The sequence below is a fragment of the uncultured Roseobacter sp. genome (genome assembly GCF_947499265.1).
Classification (GTDB): domain Bacteria; phylum Pseudomonadota; class Alphaproteobacteria; order Rhodobacterales; family Rhodobacteraceae; genus Roseobacter.
In genome coordinates, this window is the sequence record NZ_CANMNK010000001.1 from 669,171 (window position 1) to 688,084 (window position 18,914).

The following is an 18,914-nucleotide window of genomic DNA, read 5'->3' on the forward strand; positions in this document are numbered from 1 at the left end:
TTTTTGCCCCTCACGCCGCGACCCTGGCGCCCTGGACCACATCGGATTTCGGGTCCTTTGGCCACTGGAAAAAGAACCTCGCGCCTGCACCAATATTCGAGATAAGCTTCACCTCGCCACCGTGTACCTCAACGGCTTTTTTGACGACGGCCAGCCCGACTCCAGTGCTCTCAGGCGCGTCTCCAGTTCGGAGGGTCTGAAACATTTCGAAAATGCGATCATGGTATTTTTGATCGATACCGGGGCCGTTGTCGGCGACTGAAAATTGCAAGAAATCTGATGTTTTTTGGCACGTGATGAAGATTCTTAAATCGGCCACCGCCTCGTGGTACTTCACTGCATTTCCCACAAGATTTTCGATAACCCGCCTTAGCCCGACTGGATCGACGCTGACCGCGTTCACAGAACTGTTGAGCTCAACCTGATGCGATGCAAGTCCGAAATCGGACGCCAGAGACGTTATCAATTCGCTCAGGTCGAGCGGGCTGCAGTCTTCCGATTGCGCGCCAACCCTTGAAAATTCAATAATGCCGTTTGTCAGGTCGGTCATGCGCTGCACTCGGTCCAGGATGAGGTCAAGGCTCATTGCGATTTCCGGGTTTGCGCCCGGTGAGGAAAGATAGTCTTCCAGATCCTCTTTCAGCATCTCCGTCAGTCCACCGATGCCGCGTATGGGCGTCTTCAGATCGTGAGATGCAGCATATGCGTACCGTTCCAGCTCCTCGTTGCTTCTCACCAGTTTCTGCTGCTCAATTCGCAAATCCTCTGTCACTTTATCGGCGTAGGCGACAGCATTGCGGTTTGCGCGCGCCATCATGATCAGAAGCGAGAGAATAAGCGCTTCGATGACAATTCCTCCAACCAGGATCACGGTTGGTTGCACGTAGCTGTTGTTCTCTCGAAAAGCGAGGTTTGACCGGATGTCCAGGGTCCAGGAGCGCCCGTAAAAATTGAGCTGTACCTCTTCGGTAAACATCGGCGCCGGATCGTGAAGGTCTTCGGCGGACGAGTGTTCATCATAAATTGTCTGACCTGCGTCGCTGATGCTTATGCTGGTATGGCGCAAATCCTTTGCCAGCAGCCCGTCCAGCAGTTTGCGGACCACAAATGGCGCGTAGACGACGCCGTCGATCCGGTTCTGCCGGTCGCCAAGTTCGGTGGGCACACCGCCTCTGTAGAAGGGCGCGTAGAACAGGAAACCTGGCATGGCACCGGCATCTTGCACAAGTACGATAGGTCCGGTGATCTGGGCATCACCCGTGTCGCGGCTCGCGAGGGCTGCAGTTCGTCTGTTCAGTTCATGTGCAACATCCAGACCCACGGCCGCCGCGTTGATTTCCTCTGGCTCAATAAACGAAATTGGCATGTACGTAGGATGATCGTGCGGCGGGAAGATATTGAAATTCGGCTGTTCGGAGCGACGCTGGTCGAGATATGTGTTGAGCGATTGATCTGAAAGAAAGTGGATCACACCAATACCGTTGATGCCAGGGTACTTCTCATCGATACGCAGATGTGTCGCAAAGGTTCGCCATTGCGCACGTGTCATGTCGCCGTCGTGAGACTCCATGGCGGCGACACCGGCCCAGAGAGCATCTTCGTACTTCAGCATCCTGTCCCGGAGCAGGCCGACAATGTGATCGCGAGAGGCATCAAATCTCTGCTCGATCCGGCTTTCAGCCTGCTTCTTTGAGAAGTGCCAGGCACTGAACGTCAGGGCCATCGACAATGCTACGACGAGGACGTGCAGGATCGAGATCCGACTGTTGACAAGGGGCGGTATCGTCATCTGCTGCCACTGTGTTCTTTTCATCGGACATTCATGATCGAAAACATATAATTTAAGATAAACGTCTGGTCAGAGAGTGGAACTTGTGTCGCCGTCGCCGAATTGTTTTCACAGGGTCGGTCTTTGCCCTAGCATTGAATGATCGGTCTGACGAAATGGGCTGTATCGCCGCAATGCGTTTGCTGCATCAGCGAATGGATGCTGCGTCAACAATAGCTGCAAACGCACAAATTCGGTTTGTCCAGCACAGCAGCCAATAACGCGTCGCCAATACTGGAGTTATCAAATTGTCCAAATGAATGTTTGGAAAGTCTGCATCCGTCCAGATCCGCAACTACCTGACAAGCGGCAAGGATACGTACGCGCTGATAGCAAGGCTGAAGCGCTGGCACTTATCGACATGGACCACGCCCATTTGTTCCCGAAGCAATGCATGTGGTCTTGAAGCGCAGATATGCGGGTTTGCTAGAGCAACTAGGCGGCACAGCAATGTTGATGTTGTGATTGTTGCTAATGTCTGTTTCGAGCCAACCCGCCACCGAAATCAAATCGCCTTGACCCAGAACTAAAGTATCTATCGGCTTGGCTTCGAAACTCTGTCGAGGGCTTGGAAGATGGTGAAAGAGAAGAAATCCTATGACCTGGTGGTGAGTATCACCGAAGAAGTGACAAAGGAAAAAGTCATGGGCGTGGTCGAACGCGCGGCTGTGGCGACCGGGCTCTACATCTCGCACACAGGGGGCTACTCGCGCGTAAAGTATCCCAATTCCTTGCATTGGCACTTCAAGAGGCACAAGAAGGAACCCGGTTTGATCGATGCCACGTTCTGGAAGGAAGGGACGAAATTCTGGCTTATTGTTAGAAACAATGAACCTCAGTGGGTTCATGATACCGCACCGCTGCTTCAGAAGGCGCTCGAAGGCGAGTTGGCAGAACTATAGCCAATGTCCGCTGCGAGCCCTTCTTGCTAGATTTCTACAGTATAACGAATGTCGTGTAGCTTATTTCGCCGTCACCATGTGCCAAAGGGTGTCCATGTTGGCCTGCCGCTGCTGGTGGGAGGTCGCAGTGGCATCTGAGTACGAACCGAGCCAAGCGAGATACGCGACACGACAACGCGGTTTTGCTACGTCAGAAGGCACGCCGGCGTCTTCTGCCAGGGATGTCATATATTCGATGCGGCTCTTGTCGATAAGCCGAATTTCATTTTGCGCACCCTTGTCCTGCGTGGCCCAATCCCGCATCCCAATCTCTAACCGCCCATCATCGGAACTGCATGTGTGTAAAAGCCGCAGAAGCCGTGTGCCAGCGTCACCGCCCGCCGCTTCATTTGCCGCGATCACGCGTTCGGTTTCTTCCTCCCGCCATCTTGTTAGAACAGCACGAAGTAGAGCCGCCCGATCCTTGAAGTGCCAGTAAAAGCTACCGCGGGTGATGTCCAAATATTTTGCAAGCGGATCGATTCTTACGGCACTTACACCACCCTCTTGGAACTGGGCATAAGCCGCGTCAATCCAGGCGTCAGGCCCCAACCGATCCGTATCGGATTTCGATTCTTGGCTGTCTTTATCCGATTTTATTGAGTCCATACAGTATGTATTGACTGCTGCCTCAAAATCGTCAAGAGTCACTCCATACATACTGTATGGAGGAGGATATGAAGAAAACCTTAACCACCACAGCAGCAGCCCTCACGATCACAAGCGCCGCCGCATCTAACGCCAATTCTCAGGATAGAACCTCGGTCGAAGCACAGAATGTGGAAACTGTGATGACACTCTTTAACGAGGGTTGGGGTGCATGTGAGGGATGGCGCGACGTGTGGAGAGCGACGATGGCGCCTGAGTTTCGGTCTATCTTCCATTCTCACCAAGCCGTTGAAGGCATCGAGGATTCAATCGCATTTAACACAGGCTTGTTCGAGGGCTTCCCTACGCTGGCCGTCGCCGTCGAGGATGTCGTGGCTGAAGGCAACACAGTCGTCGTACGCGCGCGTTTAACCGGCACACACGATGGACCATTTCTGGGGGTGCCGCCCTCTGGCCAGACGGTGAATGTCCCGGATGTGACACTGTTCAAGCTTGCTGACCAGAAGGTTGTTGAGATGCGCTACTTCACTGATTTAGTAGCGGTTATGACGGCAATTGGTGCGCTTCCCGATAGCTAGAGAAGCTCTTTCTGCCCAATCATAGCAAAGCGTAAAATGGTACTGAATTGTCCAATATCGGCTTCGCTCGCGCTGCTGCCTCCCAAAGCTCGTGTATGGTGTTCGCTAGGGGGCGTCTTTTCTAACTGGCGACCAATTCTTACGAGGCCATTCGTGACAGACGACGCAGGAATCTCAGGCACATCTCTTTCGACCCTAGCCAAGCGTGCGTTGGCTAAGAATGACATTCACACCATGACTGAGTTGCGACTGCTGTTAGACGAGCATGGGCGGGAGTACATAAGGACCAGGATGTTTGGCATTGGGGTGGTTATCGCACGCGAAATCCTGCGGTTTCTGGACGAATGCTGGGGCAACGTAAGGTCCGCGTTGAGGAAGGTTTCCGACTTTCTGGCACTGCAACACATTTTGAATTACGTGTTTCGGAGCGAATAACTGATCGGGTCTTACAATGGTGTTCAAAATCACAATCGGCGAGCACGCATCAAAAGCTGTCGCCGATGCGGATCTGCGCATTGATGGGAAGCTCATGCAGAGTTGGTCACCACCGGTCCGCAATGAGGCACAACTTCTTACAGAGGTGCAGTTTGATAAAAAGACACTCGACGCTCACCGTCTTGAAATGGAGCTTAAGAAAGTGGTGGTTTCAGACATTGAGGTCCACAGCTCGCTGCAAGGTACGTTTTCACTCTCTGCTGTTGGAACCGTGATCAACCACTTCAGGCACAGAGGAATACGGACCGCTCTAGTAATACACAGAGACCTCGGCGATATAGCTGGAAAACAGGGAAGTACGACTTCTATACGAGTTTTGGGGGATGACCTAGCTAATCTAAGCTGGCCCAACCCGACGAAATACCCGGACAGTTTCGACATCCTCAGGCAGTTAGAGGACGCAGTTGATCATCTTCGGCGCGAAATAAGGTCGATAAACGACCCGGCACTAGCAAATGCTCGTGTAAGATCAGCAAGGGCACACTTGGATTCACTCTCAGCTTTCTTGAATGACGACGCAGGAATGAGCCCTGACGAGGTGCCTGCAGAAGTTCCAAGGAATCTCAAAGACCGCCTTGCCGAGGTTAACTGGGCGAACATATCGACACATTCCCAAAAATGGGCTGATACAATTGTCAGATTAATCGACAAGCTCTTCTCATAGTGTTCGCGGGTTGAACGAACTAGGCAAATCCCACTGAGAAGCGAACGTACCAGGATTGGTGCGGACGCGTAATAGCGTGTTTCAATCTTTGTGCGCCAAACTATGGACATTCGCCAACCAACTCGAAAGCTGGGTAGAAGTCGCGTTCCGGCTGGCCATAGCGAAGCGTTGTAAGGGATGCTGGTTCAGGCTTCTCAAGGAAACCGACATGTGTCTGACTCTCGCGTCCTGGTCGGCGAGGTCAGTCAGAAAGCGAAACGTCAAATATGCTTCGAATTGCATTCCTCGCAGCCGCAACTGCTATGCCCCTGTCGGCACCAGCACACGCCCACCACAGTGGCCTCTACGAATACAGGGCCAAGATAGTCCGCGTCTATAATGGGGATACGGTCTGGACCAATATCGACCTTGGTTTCAATGTCACAGTGGACAACGAGCCGCTGCGCCTCCATCATGTCGATACGCCAGAGGTGATCCGCAATCACGCTGTCGACGCGGTTAGGATCAACTACGCCGCTTATAAGCCATTCCGCAGCTTCAATCGTTTGCTGGTTGCAAAGTTATCCTTGGAATAAATAGCTAAGCCTTCGGCGTGCTTTAACTGCCCAAGGGCTCCGGGATCCCGCAGCAACGAGGTGGGTGCTGATGTTGCCCGGCGAACCGCCTGTTCCTCGGACTCTCCCGCCTGAGCGATCATGACGGATATCGCGCGTGGCAGATCGAGGTCCGCGCCTGCCAAGGTCCCGTCTTCTAAGGTCAGGCGGTGATCCTTTCGGAAAACATCACGGCCATTGAGCGAGAACTTTTTGATATCGGACCCGGCTGTGGCCATTGCATCGCTCACAAGAAAAACGCCGTTTGAATTCTTGCTGGCGGCCAGCGCGATACGAATAGCTGCGGGATGCACGTGGATTCCATCGGCAATCAAACCCGCATATACGTCATCGCGCGACAGTGTGGCGCCGACCAGCCCCGGTTCGCGATTTCCGATCTGGCTCATTGCGTTAAACAGATGCGTCACACAGCGCGCGCCTGCATCGAAGGCATGCATGCACGTCGCATAATCAGCGTTTGTATGGCCGAGGGAAACGACTATTCCCGCATTCGACAGCTCTTTGATCTGGGCGCAGGATGTGCTTTCAGGCGCGACCGTCACCATCACATTGGCGAGCCGGTCTGCGGCATCTAACAGAAGGGACATATCTTCGTGCGTCATTGCGCGGATCAGATTTGGATCATGAGCCCCTTTTCGAGCGACAGACAAATGCGGGCCCTCAAGGTGAATGCCGATGATGCCCTTCACCTTCTGGGCGATGGATTGTTCCACAGCATCGATCGCTGCGGATGTGCGTTCTGGCGTGTCGGTGATCAGGGTCGGCAGCAAAGCGATGGCGCCGGTTGTCGAGTGGGCTTCCGCGATTGTGTTCAGAGCGTCGACGGTTTGGTGATCATTGAACATCACCCCGCCACCACCGTTGACCTGCAAGTCGACGAAACCAGGGGTTATGATCCCGCCCGACAAATGTTCGGTCGGGCAATCCTGCGGAAGACTGTCTCGGGGGCAGGTGCTCAGAGCGCCGCCTCTGTCAACCACCAGAGCGTGATTGTCATAAAGCGTCTGTCCGTCGTGGATCTTGGCGCCGACAAAGGCCTTGGCAATGCCGTTCATACCGTTTCGGTCACTTTCTTGAGGTGACGTGGTGCGTCCGGGTTGATCCCGCGCGCGGCGGCCGTCTGTTCTACCATAGCGTAGAAGCTGGCGATCAGCGCGATGGGGTCGGTCAATGCGTGACCGGTGCGTGTCGCGGGGAGGGCGGTGGCATCGCGCACCTTAGAGCTGGTTGCGAAGACATTTGCACCTTTGGCGGCGACTTCATCCGCGACCGAGGCAAGCGCATCTTCGGCCTCGTCATTCGATGCCAGGCCAATCACCGGGAAACCGCCATCGACGATAGAAACGGGGCCATGCAGCACCTCGGCGGAAGAATAGGACTCGGCGTGGATTTGACAGGTTTCCTTAAATTTCAAGGCCGCTTCGTTGGAAATGGCATAAGAGGGGCCACGCCCCAGACAATAGATCGAGCTGCGCCCCCCCAAGGCGGCCCGCACCTCTGGCCAGTCATTGTTGACCGCTTTTTCCAAGGCATCGGGGAGGTCCCGGATGGCGGAGCGCAAGGCGTCGTCTCCGGCCCATTCGGCGAGCAGCCAGATGCCTGCAACGGCAGAGTTTACAAAGGTTTTGGTGGCGGCCACGCTGAGTTCAGGGCCTGCGTGCAGGTTTAACGTATGATCGGCGACTTGTGCCAATGGGCTGTCCGGCTGATTGGTCATCGCGATAGACAAGGCCCCGCCCGCGCGCGCCATCTTTGCCATCTGTACAATGTCCGGGCTTTTGCCGGATTGCGATACCGACAAGCAAACAGAGCCATCAAGGGCCAGCTTACGATTGTAAATCGATGCGACGGAGGGTCCGATGGAGGCGATCGGTGTTCCCATAAGCAGCTCAGAGCAATATTTGAGATAGGTCGCCACATGGTCGGAAGAGCCTCGGGCAACGCTCACCATAAAGGCAGGCTTGCGGGCGCGCACTGCGTCTGCGGCGCGGGAAATGGCGTCCTCGCCGTTTCGCAGAAGTCGATCTACTGCCAGCGGGATTTCCAGGACTTCACGGCGCATTTGGGTCTGAGGGGTAGACATCTTGCTGTCCTACTCTTTTGCTAGTCGGAGCTCGGCCACAAAATTGTAGGCATCTCCGCGATAAATGGATTGGGTGAATTCAACGATGCGCCCATCCGAGAGGTAAGAGGTCCGCTCGATCCGCAGACCAGCCATGCCCGGTTCGACCTCAAGCAGCGTGGCGTTTTCTGCCTCCAGATTAATGGCCGAGATTTTTTGGAGCGCGCGCACAGGGCGTAACCCCATTTCTGCAAGAACTTCGTAGAGAGACGTCTTGACCAACACCGGGTTGGGCAGGATGTCGGTCGAGAGGGAGGCGCGTTCGATTGCCATGGGTTTATTGTCGGCGGTCCGAAGTCGCGCAATGCGAGACACAGATGCGTCGGGCGACAATGCGAGGGCCAGAACCTCGTCAGGAGAGGGCATAAAAACGCCCCGTTCAAGCCAAATGCTCGCCGATGCCATCCCGCGCCGGGACATGTCTTCGCTGAACGACGTCAGCCGGGATAGTGATTGTTCGATTTGCGGTGTGTCCGAAGCGACGAAAGATCCAGAGCCTTGTTTCTGGACGATAATGCCCTCCTCGGCGAGTTCGTGAATGGCCTTTCGAACCGTGACACGTGACAGCTCCGTGATGCTGGCGATCTCGCGCTCGGGCGGCAGTGAGTTGCCAGCTTTAAGCACGCCCTGATCCACGCCATCGCTGAGCCGCTGGCGCAATTGCACGTAACGCGGCCCGCCATCCGGGCGCAGCCAATTGCTCGGTGCGAGGAATTCGGCAATACTCATGTGGTGCTGCTCCGGGTTTCGGTGAGGGATGATTTGGCGAGATAATAGGCGCCGTCCAGCGCCGTGCCGCGTGACTTGATTTGTCCGCTCAGGGCGTCCGGCGGCAGGTAACGCGCATAACGGGGGCCGACGCCGCCGGTCAGGCATAAGGCGTTTCCGGGTTCAAAGCCGAGGGCCAACAACCCGTGCAACAGGTAGTCTGCACCACGCGCCATCAACTCCTGCGCCCATGTATCGCCTTGTTCCGCAGCGGTAACGATGGCAGGCGCCAAGGCGCCAAAATCGCCGGGCTTTGCGGACATGCTGAAGGAAACGATCGCATTCGGGTCATCATCGAACCTCGCAAACAACGCCCGGGTCAAGTCGCTGTGGTCTGCAAGCCCATCATGGCAAAGCAATACCTGCTCCAACCCGGCACGGCCCAGCCATGCACCCGATCCCTGGTCCGCCACGTGAAACCCCCAGCCGCCCACATACCCAAAGGTGCCGCCTTTGCTGGCTGCAACTATGGTGCCTGTTCCCACAGAGAGCAGAAACCCATCCTTGCCACCAAGCGCGCCGGTGACGGCCGTCGGGCGGTCATCTGTTACGACGCTGCTTTTGTAGGGTAAAGCAGAGGCAATCCGCCGGCTATCGTCGGCGGTCATGACGCCAGCCAGTCCCAGATGAGCGACTGCATTCTCCAATGCGCTTTCATCAAGGTTTGCTTTTGCGGCGGCGGCTTTGACTGTCATGACAATATTCTTGACCGCCAAGTCCGGGTCAGAGGCAGCATTTGCGCGCCCGCCCTCAGCCCGCGCGGCAATGCCGCCCGACAGGGTACCAATGGCGGCCCGGCACCCCGTACCACCCCCGTCAACGCCTATGAGAAGCATTTGTGCTGAATCGGACATGAGATACCTTTATAATACCTATTTGGCAAAAGAAAGACCTATTGTGTGATTTTAGGCCTTAATTGGCCTTACTTTTGCGCACGTGGCCAAAGAAAAAATAAATGGTAGACAAAAGGTATTTAAAAGGTATTAGATTAGTTAAGGAGATTCGGATGCTGCTGCCAACAACTGAACAACTGCCTCAAAGCGACGCAATTGACGCGCTCTCACCGCATGTGGCTGCCGAGGCGATGCTGGACGGGCATCAGGCAGCCCTCGACGCGATCAGGGCGGCCTTGCCGGCCATTGTGGGGGGCGCCAAGGCGATGGCAGCCGCCATTCGGGCGGAACGCTCGCTTGTATATATCGCAGCAGGAAGCTCAGGCTTGATGGCGCTTGCCGATGCATGCGAGTTGCCCGGTACTTTCGGCATCCCGGCGGGACGCATTCAGATCCACATGGCAGGGGGCATCCCAACGGATGGCGCCATGCCGGGCAACACAGAAGATGACACCGAGGCCGCAGAGGCCGCCGCCCAAAATGTCCGCAAAGGCGACGCGGCCATCGTGCTGAGCGCAAGTGGATCAACGCCCTACGCGGTGGCCGCGGCCCTGTCCGCAAAGGCCAAAGGGGCCAGCATCATCGCGATTGCCAACAATCCGAACACGGAACTGCTCAATCTGGCCGACATTGCGATTTGTCTGCAAACACCGCCGGAAGTCATCGCCGGGTCTACGCGTCTGGGGGCGGGGTCTGCGCAGAAGGTTGCCCTGAATATGATGTCGTCGCTGATGGGCATCGCCCTGGGCCATGTGTACAAAGGTCAGATGGTCAACGTCGTCGCAGATAACGCGAAATTGCAAAAGCGCGCTGCGGGCATGATCAAGAGCATAACGGGCGCGTCGGACAATGTGGCCGAGGCTGCTTTGGCGCAATCCGGCGGAGAAATCAAATCTGCAATTCTGGTGGCCTTAGGCTGCCCGATCAACGCTGCGACCGACTTGCTCGCGGCGCATGACGGGCATCTGGGGCCCTGCATCAACTCATTAAACCAAGACGTAAATGTCTGACTAGGGAGACGACCATGAAAAAATCACATCTGATCGGTGCCATGCTGGCCTCGACGTTCATCGCGGGGGCTGCTGCGGCGCAGGACGTGACGCTGACGATCGAAAGCTGGCGCAACGATGACCTGGCGATTTGGCAGGACAAAATCATACCGGCCTTCGAGGCTGAGCATCCCGGGATTAAGCTGAACTTCACGCCCTCTGCACCGGCAGAGTATAATGCGGTGCTCAATTCCAAGCTCGACGCAGGTTCTGCCGGTGACATCATCACGTGCCGCCCCTTTGACGCGTCTCTCGCGCTCTATGAAGCAGGCCACTTGGCCGATATCAGTGACCTTGAGGGCATGGCGAACTTCTCGCCCGTGGCCAAGTCGGGCTGGAGCACGGATGACGCATCCGTTCAGTTCTGTGTGCCGATGGCTTCGGTCATCCACGGCTTTATCTACAACAAGGACGCGTTTGCTGAATTGGGTATTGAAGAGCCAACAACCGAGGCTGAATTTTTTGCGGCGCTCGACACGATCAAGGAAGACGGCAGCTATATTCCGATGGCGATGGGCACCAATGACCAGTGGGAAGCCGCGACCATGGGCTACAACAACATTGGCCCGAACTACTGGAAAGGCGAAGACGGCCGTCTTGCGCTGCTGGCGGGCGACCAGAAACTGACCGACGAAGCCTGGGTCGCTCCTTATCGCCAATTGGCGAAATGGGGTGACTATCTGGGCGACGGATACGAGGCGCAAACCTACCCGGACAGCCAGAACATCTTTACGCTGGGGCGTGCCGCGATTTATCCAACCGGGTCTTGGGAAATTTCTGGTTTCAACGGTCTGGCTGATTTCGAAATGGGGGCCTTTTACCCCCCCGTCCAGAACGCGGGCGACACCTGCTATATTTCGGATCACACGGATATCGGCATCGGCATGAACGCGGCCACGCCCAACAAGGAAGCGGCTCAAACCTTCCTGAACTGGGTCGGCTCTTCTGAATTCGCGATGATCTTTGCGAATGCATTGCCGGGTTTTTTCCCGCTGTCTTCGGCGCCCGTCACGCTGGAAGACCCACTGGCGCAAGAGTTTATCTCCTGGCGCGGCGAGTGTGAAAGCACGATCCGGTCGACCTATCAGGTGTTGTCCCGTGGCACACCAAACCTTGAGAACGAAACCTGGAACGCATCTGTGGCCGTGATCAAGGGAGAGGAAAGCCCCGAAGACGCAGGCAAGCGTCTGCAGGAGGGTCTGGCCAGCTGGTACGAGCCGCAAAAGTAGAGATCAAACCAAGTTGCTGCCTTGCCCCGACGCCCTGCCAGTCGGGGCAAGGCCCACCCAACAGGCCGACCATGAGACCGCAACCGCCGAAAGCGGCGTGATGTCTGACCGGGCGCCAGCATTTTCTGGCGCAGGCCGTTGCGACACACCCTGCGGTTCCATAATCCCACCACCGACATTGTGTCCGGAGAAAGCCATGTCAGATCAACATACACGCCCCAAGACGCGCTGGCACATCGCGGTGTTTCTCGCGCCTGCGGTGCTGGTTTACACCGCTGTGATGGTCTACCCGCTGTTTAACACACTGCGGCTGTCGCTCTTTACCGAGATCGATCAGGAACGTGTCTATGTTGGCCTCCAGAACTTCAAAACGCTATTCAATGAGAGTGTCTGGTCAACCCAATTCTGGAACGCGCTGGGCAATAATTTCTGGTTCTTCATCATCCATATGCTCGTGCAAAACCCCATCGGCATTGCACTGGCGGCCATCCTGAGCCATCCGAAGTTGCGCTTTGCAAGCTTCTACCGCTCCGCCATTTTCATTCCCACGATCCTGAGCTTTGTGATCGTCGGTTTTGCCTGGAAGCTGATCCTGTCGCCCATTTGGGGCATCGCGCCCGGAATGCTGGATGCGATCGGCCTGAAATCGCTTTATGCCCCCTGGCTTGGCAAAGAGGCCTATGCGCTGACGACGTTATCGCTGGTTTCAGTCTGGCAGTTCGTCGGCATCCCGATGATGCTGATTTACGCGGCACTTCTATCGATACCCGATGAAATTCTCGAAGCCGCAGAGGTCGAGGGCATCACTGGCCTGTCCGCTTTCTGGAAGATCAAGCTGCCGCTGATCCTGCCCTCCATCGGGATCATCTCGATCCTGACCTTCGTGGCCAATTTCAACGCCTTCGACTTGATCTATGCCGCCCAAGGTGCGTTGGCTGGGCCTGACTTCTCGACCGATATCCTCGGTACCTTCATGTATCGCACGTTCTTCGGCTTCCAGCTGCAACTGGGCGATCCACATATGGGATCGACCATCGCGTCGGCGATGTTCGCCATCATCCTGGTCGGTGTGTGCCTGTACCTCTTCGGTATCCAGTCCCGCATGCGCCGCTACCAGTTCTGAGGAGACAGCCATGAGTGCCGCCCGCCAGAACCGCTTTAACCTCTTCGCCGCACATGCTGCGCTGATCCTCTACACGCTGATCGCACTGTTCCCGGTCTTCGTGATTGTCATCAACAGCTTCAAAACGCGAAAAGCGATCTTTCGCGAACCTTTGGCCTTGCCGGATGCGGAGAGCTTTTCGATGATCGGGTATCAAACGGTGCTCAAGCAGGGGGATTTCTTTCTCTACTTCCAGAACTCGATGATCGTCACTGTCGGATCGCTTTTCTTTATCCTGCTTTTTGGCGCCATGGCCGCCTTCGCGCTGGCCGAGTACCGCTTTAAGGGCAACACGCTGATGGGGCTCTATCTGGCGCTTGGCATCATGATCCCGATCCGTATCGGGACCGTCGCCATTCTGGAAATGATGGTCCAAACCGGCCTGGTGAACACACTCTGGGCCCTGATCCTTGTGTATACCGCGCAGGGGCTGCCCCTGGCCGTGTTCATCCTGTCTGAATTCATGCGACAGGTCAGCGACGATCTGAAGAATGCGGGTCGCATCGACGGCTTGTCAGAATATCGCATCTTTTTCCGCCTTGTCCTGCCGCTGGTGCGCCCCGCGATGGCGACGGTCGCGGTCTTCAACATGATCCCGATCTGGAACGATTTGTGGTTTCCGCTGATCCTTGCTCCGGCAGAGGAGGTCAAAACCCTTACTCTCGGCAGCCAGGTCTTCATCGGTCAGTTTGTCACCGACTGGAACGCCGTGCTGTCGGCGCTGTCCCTGGCGATCTTGCCCGTCATGGCGCTCTATGTGATCTTCTCGCGCCAGCTCATTCGCGGCATCACCTCGGGTGCTGTCAAATGAGGGTCATCGTCGCAGGCTTGGGCAATATGGGGCGCAGCCATGCGCTGGCCTATCATGCCCATCCGGATGCCCAGATCGTCGGGCTGGTAAACCGATCCACCACCAAACTGCCAGATGCACTGGCCGACTACCCAACCTTCAAGACCTTTGAGGAAGGGCTCGGCTTGAACCCCGATCTGGTCTGCATCGCGACCTATTCCGACAGCCATGCCGACTATGCCATCGCGGCAATGGAAGCAGGTGCGGATGTCTTCATCGAAAAGCCACTCGCCACGACGTTCGAGGACGCCAGACGCGTTGTCGCTACCGCCACACGCCTGAACCGCAAGCTGGTCGTAGGCTACATCCTGCGCCACCATCCAAGCTGGCAGCGCCTCATCGTCGAAGCGCGCGCTTTGGGCGGGCCTTACGTATTTCGGATGAACCTGAACCAGCAATCCGATGGCCCGACATGGGACACCCACAAAGCATTAATGCAAACCACCAGCCCGATTGTAGATTGCGGGGTGCATTATGTGGACGTCATGTGCCAGATCACCGACGCCAAGCCGGTCCGCGTCAGCGGCATGGGCCTGCGCCTGTCGGACGAAATCGCGACCGACATGTACAATTATGGTCAGTTGCAGGTTTGGTTCGACGACGGATCAATCGGCTGGTACGAGGCAGGCTGGGGGCCGATGATGTCGGAAACTGCGTTCTTCGTAAAAGATGTGGTCTCCCCAAACGGGGCGGTGTCGATCACCGATGGCAATAAAGGTGCTTCTGACAATGTGGATGGCCACACTAAGGTGGGCGGTCTTCTGGTGCATCGTCCATCTGGCGACAAGCTGATCGACCTGCCCGATGAGCCCGACCATCAAGCCCTTTGCAACGCCGAGCAAGCCTTTGTGATCGATGCAATCTCAAACAATTCAGACCTCTCGCGGCACATGAATGATGCCGTGCAATCTTTGGCGATCTGCCTCGCCGCTGATGAAAGCATCCGCATGGGCCACCCCATCGACCTAGGAGACCAGCAATGACCGCTCTCACCCTGACCAATGTCTGCAAGTCCTTTGGCGCTGTCGAGGTCTTGAAAGACATCAACCTTACCGTTGAAGACGGCGAGTTTGTCGTCTTTGTTGGCCCCTCGGGCTGCGGTAAATCCACTTTGCTGCGTGTCATCGCCGGGCTGGAGGATGCCACCAGCGGAACCGTCGAAATTGGGGGTGATGTGGTCAACACCATCCCACCCGCCAAGCGCGGCATTGCCATGGTGTTCCAATCCTATGCGCTCTATCCGCATCTGACGGTGCGCGACAACATGGCGCTAGGGCTCAAGCAGGAAAAGCAGCCCAGATCGGTGATCGATGAGCGCGTGAACAAAGCTGTGAGCATGCTCGACCTTGGCGCTTATGTTGATCGCCGACCATCTGATCTGTCAGGGGGCCAGCGCCAGCGCGTGGCCATCGGTCGCGCCATTGTGCGCGAGCCAAAGCTGTTCTTGTTTGACGAGCCCTTGTCCAATCTGGATGCGGCCTTGCGCATGAACACCCGCATCGAAATCGCTGAACTACACCGCACTCTCAGCGCTTCGATGATCTATGTCACGCATGATCAGACCGAAGCGATGACCTTGGCCGACAAAATCGTTGTGCTGCGCGACGGGCGCGTTGAGCAGGTGGGCTCGCCGATGGAGCTATATAACAATCCTGCAAACCAGTTCGTTGCAGGTTTTCTGGGTTCTCCGGCCATGAATTTCCTCAAAAAGGCTCCGCTTACAATTCCCAAAGGTGGGGCATTGGGCATTCGCCCCGAACACCTGCGCCCGGCCAAAGGCGGGCGGATCAAAGGTACGGTAACCCATGTCGAACGACTTGGCGGGGACACCAACCTTCTTGTCTCGACCGCCGAGCAGGAACCTCTGACGGTTCGCATATTCGGTCAGGATGATACCCAGGTCGGCGCAGCGATCGAACTTGATTTCAACGACACCCAGTCGTTCGCCTTTGACAAGAGCCTGCAAAGAGTTGCGATCTAGCTACACGTGATGGTTTCCGCGCATTTATGACCAACACCTTTGCATTCGTCCGCCCTTTGAATGCGCGTTCACCAACCAGATCATTTGCGCTTCGGTTGAAAATTACGGCAGCTTTATTTTTATGAGGTGTGACCGAGCGTACAAAGAGCAGAATCGTATCATTCACTTGATGGCGGGCGAGACTTTACAGCCTGGATTGGCCTCGTGCCAAGGTAATACAGTACGGGCGGCCGGAAGGTTTGGGGCGCATGTCTAACTGCGGAAACTGACATCTGCGGATACATTTCGTTCAGGCTGCGAACAGTGGCCGGTCCATACAGTCGGGACGTGGGTGACAACGGTTTTTTCGGGGGAGGCGCATACATGCTGCACTGCATACGACGGCAGGAATCAGCCCCGGCGCAGCTTTTGTACCGCAAGCAAACGCTGTTGATCACTACGCCCAGCATGATCTTTATGTTCGAGTTCGTTTTCAACATTCACAGTTGCTTGCTCTGCGAAGCGGCGAGTTGCAATTAAAACGATCTGGTACCTGATCTTTGCGAAACATTGGACTTGTCGTGAAGACCGCTTAGAACGGTTTGAGCTGATCGAGCAATGGAGACTGTCCTTATGTTGAAAAACTGCATTCTAACAATGCTAATGATCACTTGTGGTTTTGCAGCCAGGGCAGATAATCATACAACTAACGCCACAAAGGCAGAAGACATCGAAACGTCACCAATAGAACATGTGGTGGATTTGGAAGCGGCAGAGAAAATCTTTCGCAAATCCTGCCGGGCCTGTCACGGAAACAAGGCGCAGGGTGCGGCCAGCTATCCAAAGCTCTCCGACAAGACGCCGGAATACATTGCAGAGAAACTGAAAATCTACAGATCCGGTGAGAAGATTGGCCCGAACTCCATTCTTATGATCAGTCACGCCAAAAAGCTCTCTGACGAGGATATCGTCAATATATCGGCTTACGTCGCAACAGCCTTCGACTGATAAGTAATCAGAAAGCACCGCTGCGCCAAGGGACTCTCGTCAAACGAGAAATTCGTTGACCGCTCGATGGCGCGAGACCTATGGTTAACGTCTTGGTCGGCGGGGGCAGACGATAAGCCGGAAGGCCTTCCCGGTCGACTTTTGAAGCGACTTCTGGGAGGAAAACATGTTTCACGTTACGTCTTTTTCTGCGCTGCCGATCGGTGCCGCGCTTCTGGCTGGCACGGCTGTATTGTCATCGCCAGCTTTTGCACAAAATGGGATGAACACCACCAGCCTGCAGCATGAGGTTGTGCTCGACGGTTTGGAAAACCCGTGGGACATGGCCTTTCTGGAGGATGGCACAATGCTGTTCACCGAGAAGTGCTCAGGCCTTTCTGTGCGTATGCCAGACGGTACGGTGAACGCCCTCTATGGCGTCGGTGAGATGGCGGGTTACGCCTCGAATGGTTCGGATTTGTTTTGCGAAGGTCAGGCGGGCATGATGGGTGTCGCGTTTGATCCAGACTTTGCGAGCAATCGCCGCATCTATGTTTATTCGACCTCTAACATGTCGGACCCGCACACCAACCGGTTGATGCGTTTCACGCTGAGTGAGGACTTTACCGGGGTTTCTGACAGGACCGATATTGTCGATGATGTGCCCTACAAGATGGCGGCATCGAACCACCCCTTCGGCGGCCCCGGTGCGCACAATGGCGGACGCGTGCGTTTTGACGCAAACGGTCACCTTTTTCTGACCACGGGAGACACGCACAATGGCGAGGTGCCGCAGAGCCCGACGATGATGGGGTCCAAGGTTCTGCGCATTGATACCGATGGCAACGCCATTGCTGAAAATAGCCCGCCTGAGGGTTTCGACACCAGAACCTACACCTATGGCCACCGCAACGTCCAAGGGATTGCCTTCCACCCGGAAACAGGTGCTGCAATCACGGCGGAACATGGACCCTGGCACTCTGATGAAATCACGATTCTGCAAAATGGTGGCAACGCCGGATGGGATCCTCGTCCGAACATGGCAGGGCGGGGCGATTGCCCGGACGACTACTGTGGATACAGTCCCAACCAGGAAGACGGCATGAACCGATATGAGCGGGCGGCCTTCATGTCGATGACGGACTTCGACACCTATCCCGACGCGATGCCACCGATCTGGAACAACAACGGCTGGTCGCAGGGCACTTCATCAGCGGCATTCCTTGAAGGTGACGCCTGGGGTGACTGGAATGGCGCGATGGTCGTCGGGATCATGGGCATTGGCTTTGGCGGAACCCCGATCGGCCAACGGATCGACGTGATACAGTTCAATGACGACAATACGGACGTCGAAGACGTGACGGAGATGACCCTTCCCATGGAGTCCGGACGCTTCCGCTCTGTGGTCATGGGCCCGGATGGTAGTCTTTACACATCCATCGACGAAGGCACGATCTACAAGCTGACCCCCGGCGGTTGATTGGCTTTGTGGCCGCGCGCTGATATCGCGCGGTCTAGTCTCCGATGACCAGCGCATAGGGTACTTCGAAGCGCTGGTCATCAACCCGCACGTGGTAGACGCCGTCGGATAGTCGCCAGTCCATGTCGGTGCCCACACCGGACATGGTCGCATTGCCGCGCAGAAACTGTCCTTCCGAGAACAGCAGAGTCCGTGCAAAGCCGTTTGTGAAGGTTACGACCACCGCCGCTGATTTAGCAGCTCGGGCGACAGCGGCGCTGCATACACCCAGCGATTGCCCGACCTCCTGAGCGCAGCGGATCTCGCCCGTCGCGTCAAAACTGCCCGATCTGGCGCGATCTTTTGCCGCCACGGTGTCTCCAATAACCGTGCCCGGCAAAGCCACTGTAAAGATCAATGCGAGAGGTCGTGTTATGCGCATCGCGATGCTCCTCGGTTCGAACTGTAGTATCGCTATCGATCAATCCTGCGGCAAGACCTTGAACCCAGGCCCTAAAGACCGTTGAATTCGCATCTGAGACATTTGACACCCGCGTCGCGCGTGGCTGGTCTGGTATGCTGCCATTTGCCGTTGATGAATGACCGATCCGGGGAAGGACGTGCCGAGCCGTCGCGAAGCGTTCGCAATCTGGAATGAGCTGTTGTGCCGGCACTCGCAGCACCTACATCAGGTGGCGTGGTCCCA

Annotated in this window: 18 protein-coding genes; 11 read left to right on the forward strand and 7 right to left on the reverse strand. The window is 56.0% G+C overall.

The annotated features are described in order from the left end of the window. Positions 1-10: 10 nt before the first annotated feature. Positions 11-1,813 (reverse strand): CHASE domain-containing protein, encoded by a 1,803-nt coding sequence (locus Q1A63_RS03240; protein WP_298969225.1) that lies wholly within the window; start codon positions 1,811-1,813, stop codon positions 11-13. Positions 1,814-2,403: 590 nt separating this feature from the next. Here Q1A63_RS03240 and Q1A63_RS03245 point away from each other — a divergent pair. Then, positions 2,404-2,730, forward strand: a complete 327-nt coding sequence (locus Q1A63_RS03245) for a hypothetical protein (protein WP_298969226.1) — start codon at positions 2,404-2,406, stop codon at positions 2,728-2,730. Between the two features lie 60 nt (positions 2,731-2,790). Here Q1A63_RS03245 and Q1A63_RS03250 read toward each other — a convergent pair whose 3' ends face one another. After that, positions 2,791-3,378, reverse strand: a complete 588-nt coding sequence (locus Q1A63_RS03250; RefSeq protein ID WP_298969228.1) for a TetR/AcrR family transcriptional regulator — start codon at positions 3,376-3,378, stop codon at positions 2,791-2,793. Positions 3,379-3,446: 68 nt separating this feature from the next. Between Q1A63_RS03250 and Q1A63_RS03255 the strand changes: the two genes are divergently transcribed. Then, a complete protein-coding gene (locus Q1A63_RS03255; RefSeq protein WP_298969229.1) occupies positions 3,447-3,956 on the forward strand; it encodes an ester cyclase in 510 nt (169 codons plus the stop codon). 451 nt (positions 3,957-4,407) lie between these two features. Continuing rightward, the gene (locus Q1A63_RS03260; protein WP_298969231.1) at positions 4,408-5,115 is read left to right on the forward strand and encodes a hypothetical protein; all 708 of its coding nucleotides are present in this window, start codon (positions 4,408-4,410) and stop codon (positions 5,113-5,115) included. Between the two features lie 517 nt (positions 5,116-5,632). On the opposite strand, the gene nagA is transcribed toward Q1A63_RS03260, so the two are convergent. The 4 genes from nagA to Q1A63_RS03280 are packed head-to-tail and all read right to left on the reverse strand — an operon-like array spanning position 5,633 to position 9,473. Beyond that, positions 5,633-6,784 (reverse strand): N-acetylglucosamine-6-phosphate deacetylase, encoded by a 1,152-nt coding sequence (gene nagA / locus Q1A63_RS03265; RefSeq protein ID WP_298969233.1) that lies wholly within the window; start codon positions 6,782-6,784, stop codon positions 5,633-5,635. Next, a complete protein-coding gene (locus Q1A63_RS03270) occupies positions 6,781-7,812 on the reverse strand; it encodes an SIS domain-containing protein (RefSeq protein ID WP_298969234.1) in 1,032 nt (343 codons plus the stop codon). The genes nagA and Q1A63_RS03270 overlap by 4 nt, the downstream gene beginning before the upstream one ends. A 9-nt stretch (positions 7,813-7,821) precedes the next feature. After that, positions 7,822-8,580, reverse strand: coding sequence for a GntR family transcriptional regulator (locus Q1A63_RS03275; protein ID WP_298969236.1), 759 nt, complete (start codon positions 8,578-8,580; stop codon positions 7,822-7,824). After that, entirely contained in the window at positions 8,577-9,473 is an 897-nt protein-coding gene (locus tag Q1A63_RS03280; protein WP_298969237.1) for a BadF/BadG/BcrA/BcrD ATPase family protein, read from the reverse strand. Before Q1A63_RS03280 ends, Q1A63_RS03275 begins: the two co-directional genes overlap by 4 nt. 152 nt (positions 9,474-9,625) lie before the next feature. On the opposite strand from Q1A63_RS03280, the gene Q1A63_RS03285 reads away from it, so the two are divergent. The 8 genes from Q1A63_RS03285 to Q1A63_RS03320 all read left to right on the forward strand — a co-directional run bounded on the left by Q1A63_RS03285 (position 9,626) and on the right by Q1A63_RS03320 (position 18,229). Further along, a complete protein-coding gene (locus Q1A63_RS03285) occupies positions 9,626-10,522 on the forward strand; it encodes an N-acetylmuramic acid 6-phosphate etherase (protein WP_299630630.1) in 897 nt (298 codons plus the stop codon). Positions 10,523-10,536: 14 nt separating this feature from the next. After that, on the forward strand, positions 10,537-11,790 hold the full coding sequence (locus Q1A63_RS03290) for an ABC transporter substrate-binding protein (RefSeq protein ID WP_299630631.1): 1,254 nt from the start codon (positions 10,537-10,539) through the stop codon (positions 11,788-11,790). A 196-nt stretch (positions 11,791-11,986) separates the two neighbouring features. Further along, complete coding sequence (locus Q1A63_RS03295) at positions 11,987-12,913, forward strand: sugar ABC transporter permease (RefSeq protein WP_298969243.1); 927 nt, start codon at positions 11,987-11,989, stop codon at positions 12,911-12,913. A 10-nt stretch (positions 12,914-12,923) separates the two neighbouring features. Then, on the forward strand, positions 12,924-13,763 hold the full coding sequence (locus Q1A63_RS03300; RefSeq protein WP_298969246.1) for a carbohydrate ABC transporter permease: 840 nt from the start codon (positions 12,924-12,926) through the stop codon (positions 13,761-13,763). Beyond that, a complete protein-coding gene (locus Q1A63_RS03305) occupies positions 13,760-14,785 on the forward strand; it encodes a Gfo/Idh/MocA family oxidoreductase (RefSeq protein ID WP_298969248.1) in 1,026 nt (341 codons plus the stop codon). The genes Q1A63_RS03300 and Q1A63_RS03305 overlap by 4 nt, the downstream gene beginning before the upstream one ends. Beyond that, positions 14,782-15,783: an ABC transporter ATP-binding protein gene (locus tag Q1A63_RS03310; protein ID WP_298969249.1), complete on the forward strand. Its 1,002-nt coding sequence runs from the start codon at positions 14,782-14,784 to the stop codon at positions 15,781-15,783. The genes Q1A63_RS03305 and Q1A63_RS03310 overlap by 4 nt, the downstream gene beginning before the upstream one ends. A gap of 597 nt (positions 15,784-16,380) precedes the next feature. Continuing rightward, entirely contained in the window at positions 16,381-16,770 is a 390-nt protein-coding gene (locus Q1A63_RS03315) for a c-type cytochrome (protein WP_299630632.1), read from the forward strand. A 262-nt stretch (positions 16,771-17,032) separates the two neighbouring features. Beyond that, positions 17,033-18,229: a PQQ-dependent sugar dehydrogenase gene (locus Q1A63_RS03320; protein WP_299630634.1), complete on the forward strand. Its 1,197-nt coding sequence runs from the start codon at positions 17,033-17,035 to the stop codon at positions 18,227-18,229. A 34-nt stretch (positions 18,230-18,263) separates the two neighbouring features. Here Q1A63_RS03320 and Q1A63_RS03325 read toward each other — a convergent pair whose 3' ends face one another. Beyond that, complete coding sequence (locus Q1A63_RS03325) at positions 18,264-18,650, reverse strand: hypothetical protein (protein ID WP_299630636.1); 387 nt, start codon at positions 18,648-18,650, stop codon at positions 18,264-18,266. Positions 18,651-18,914 lie beyond the last annotated feature (264 nt).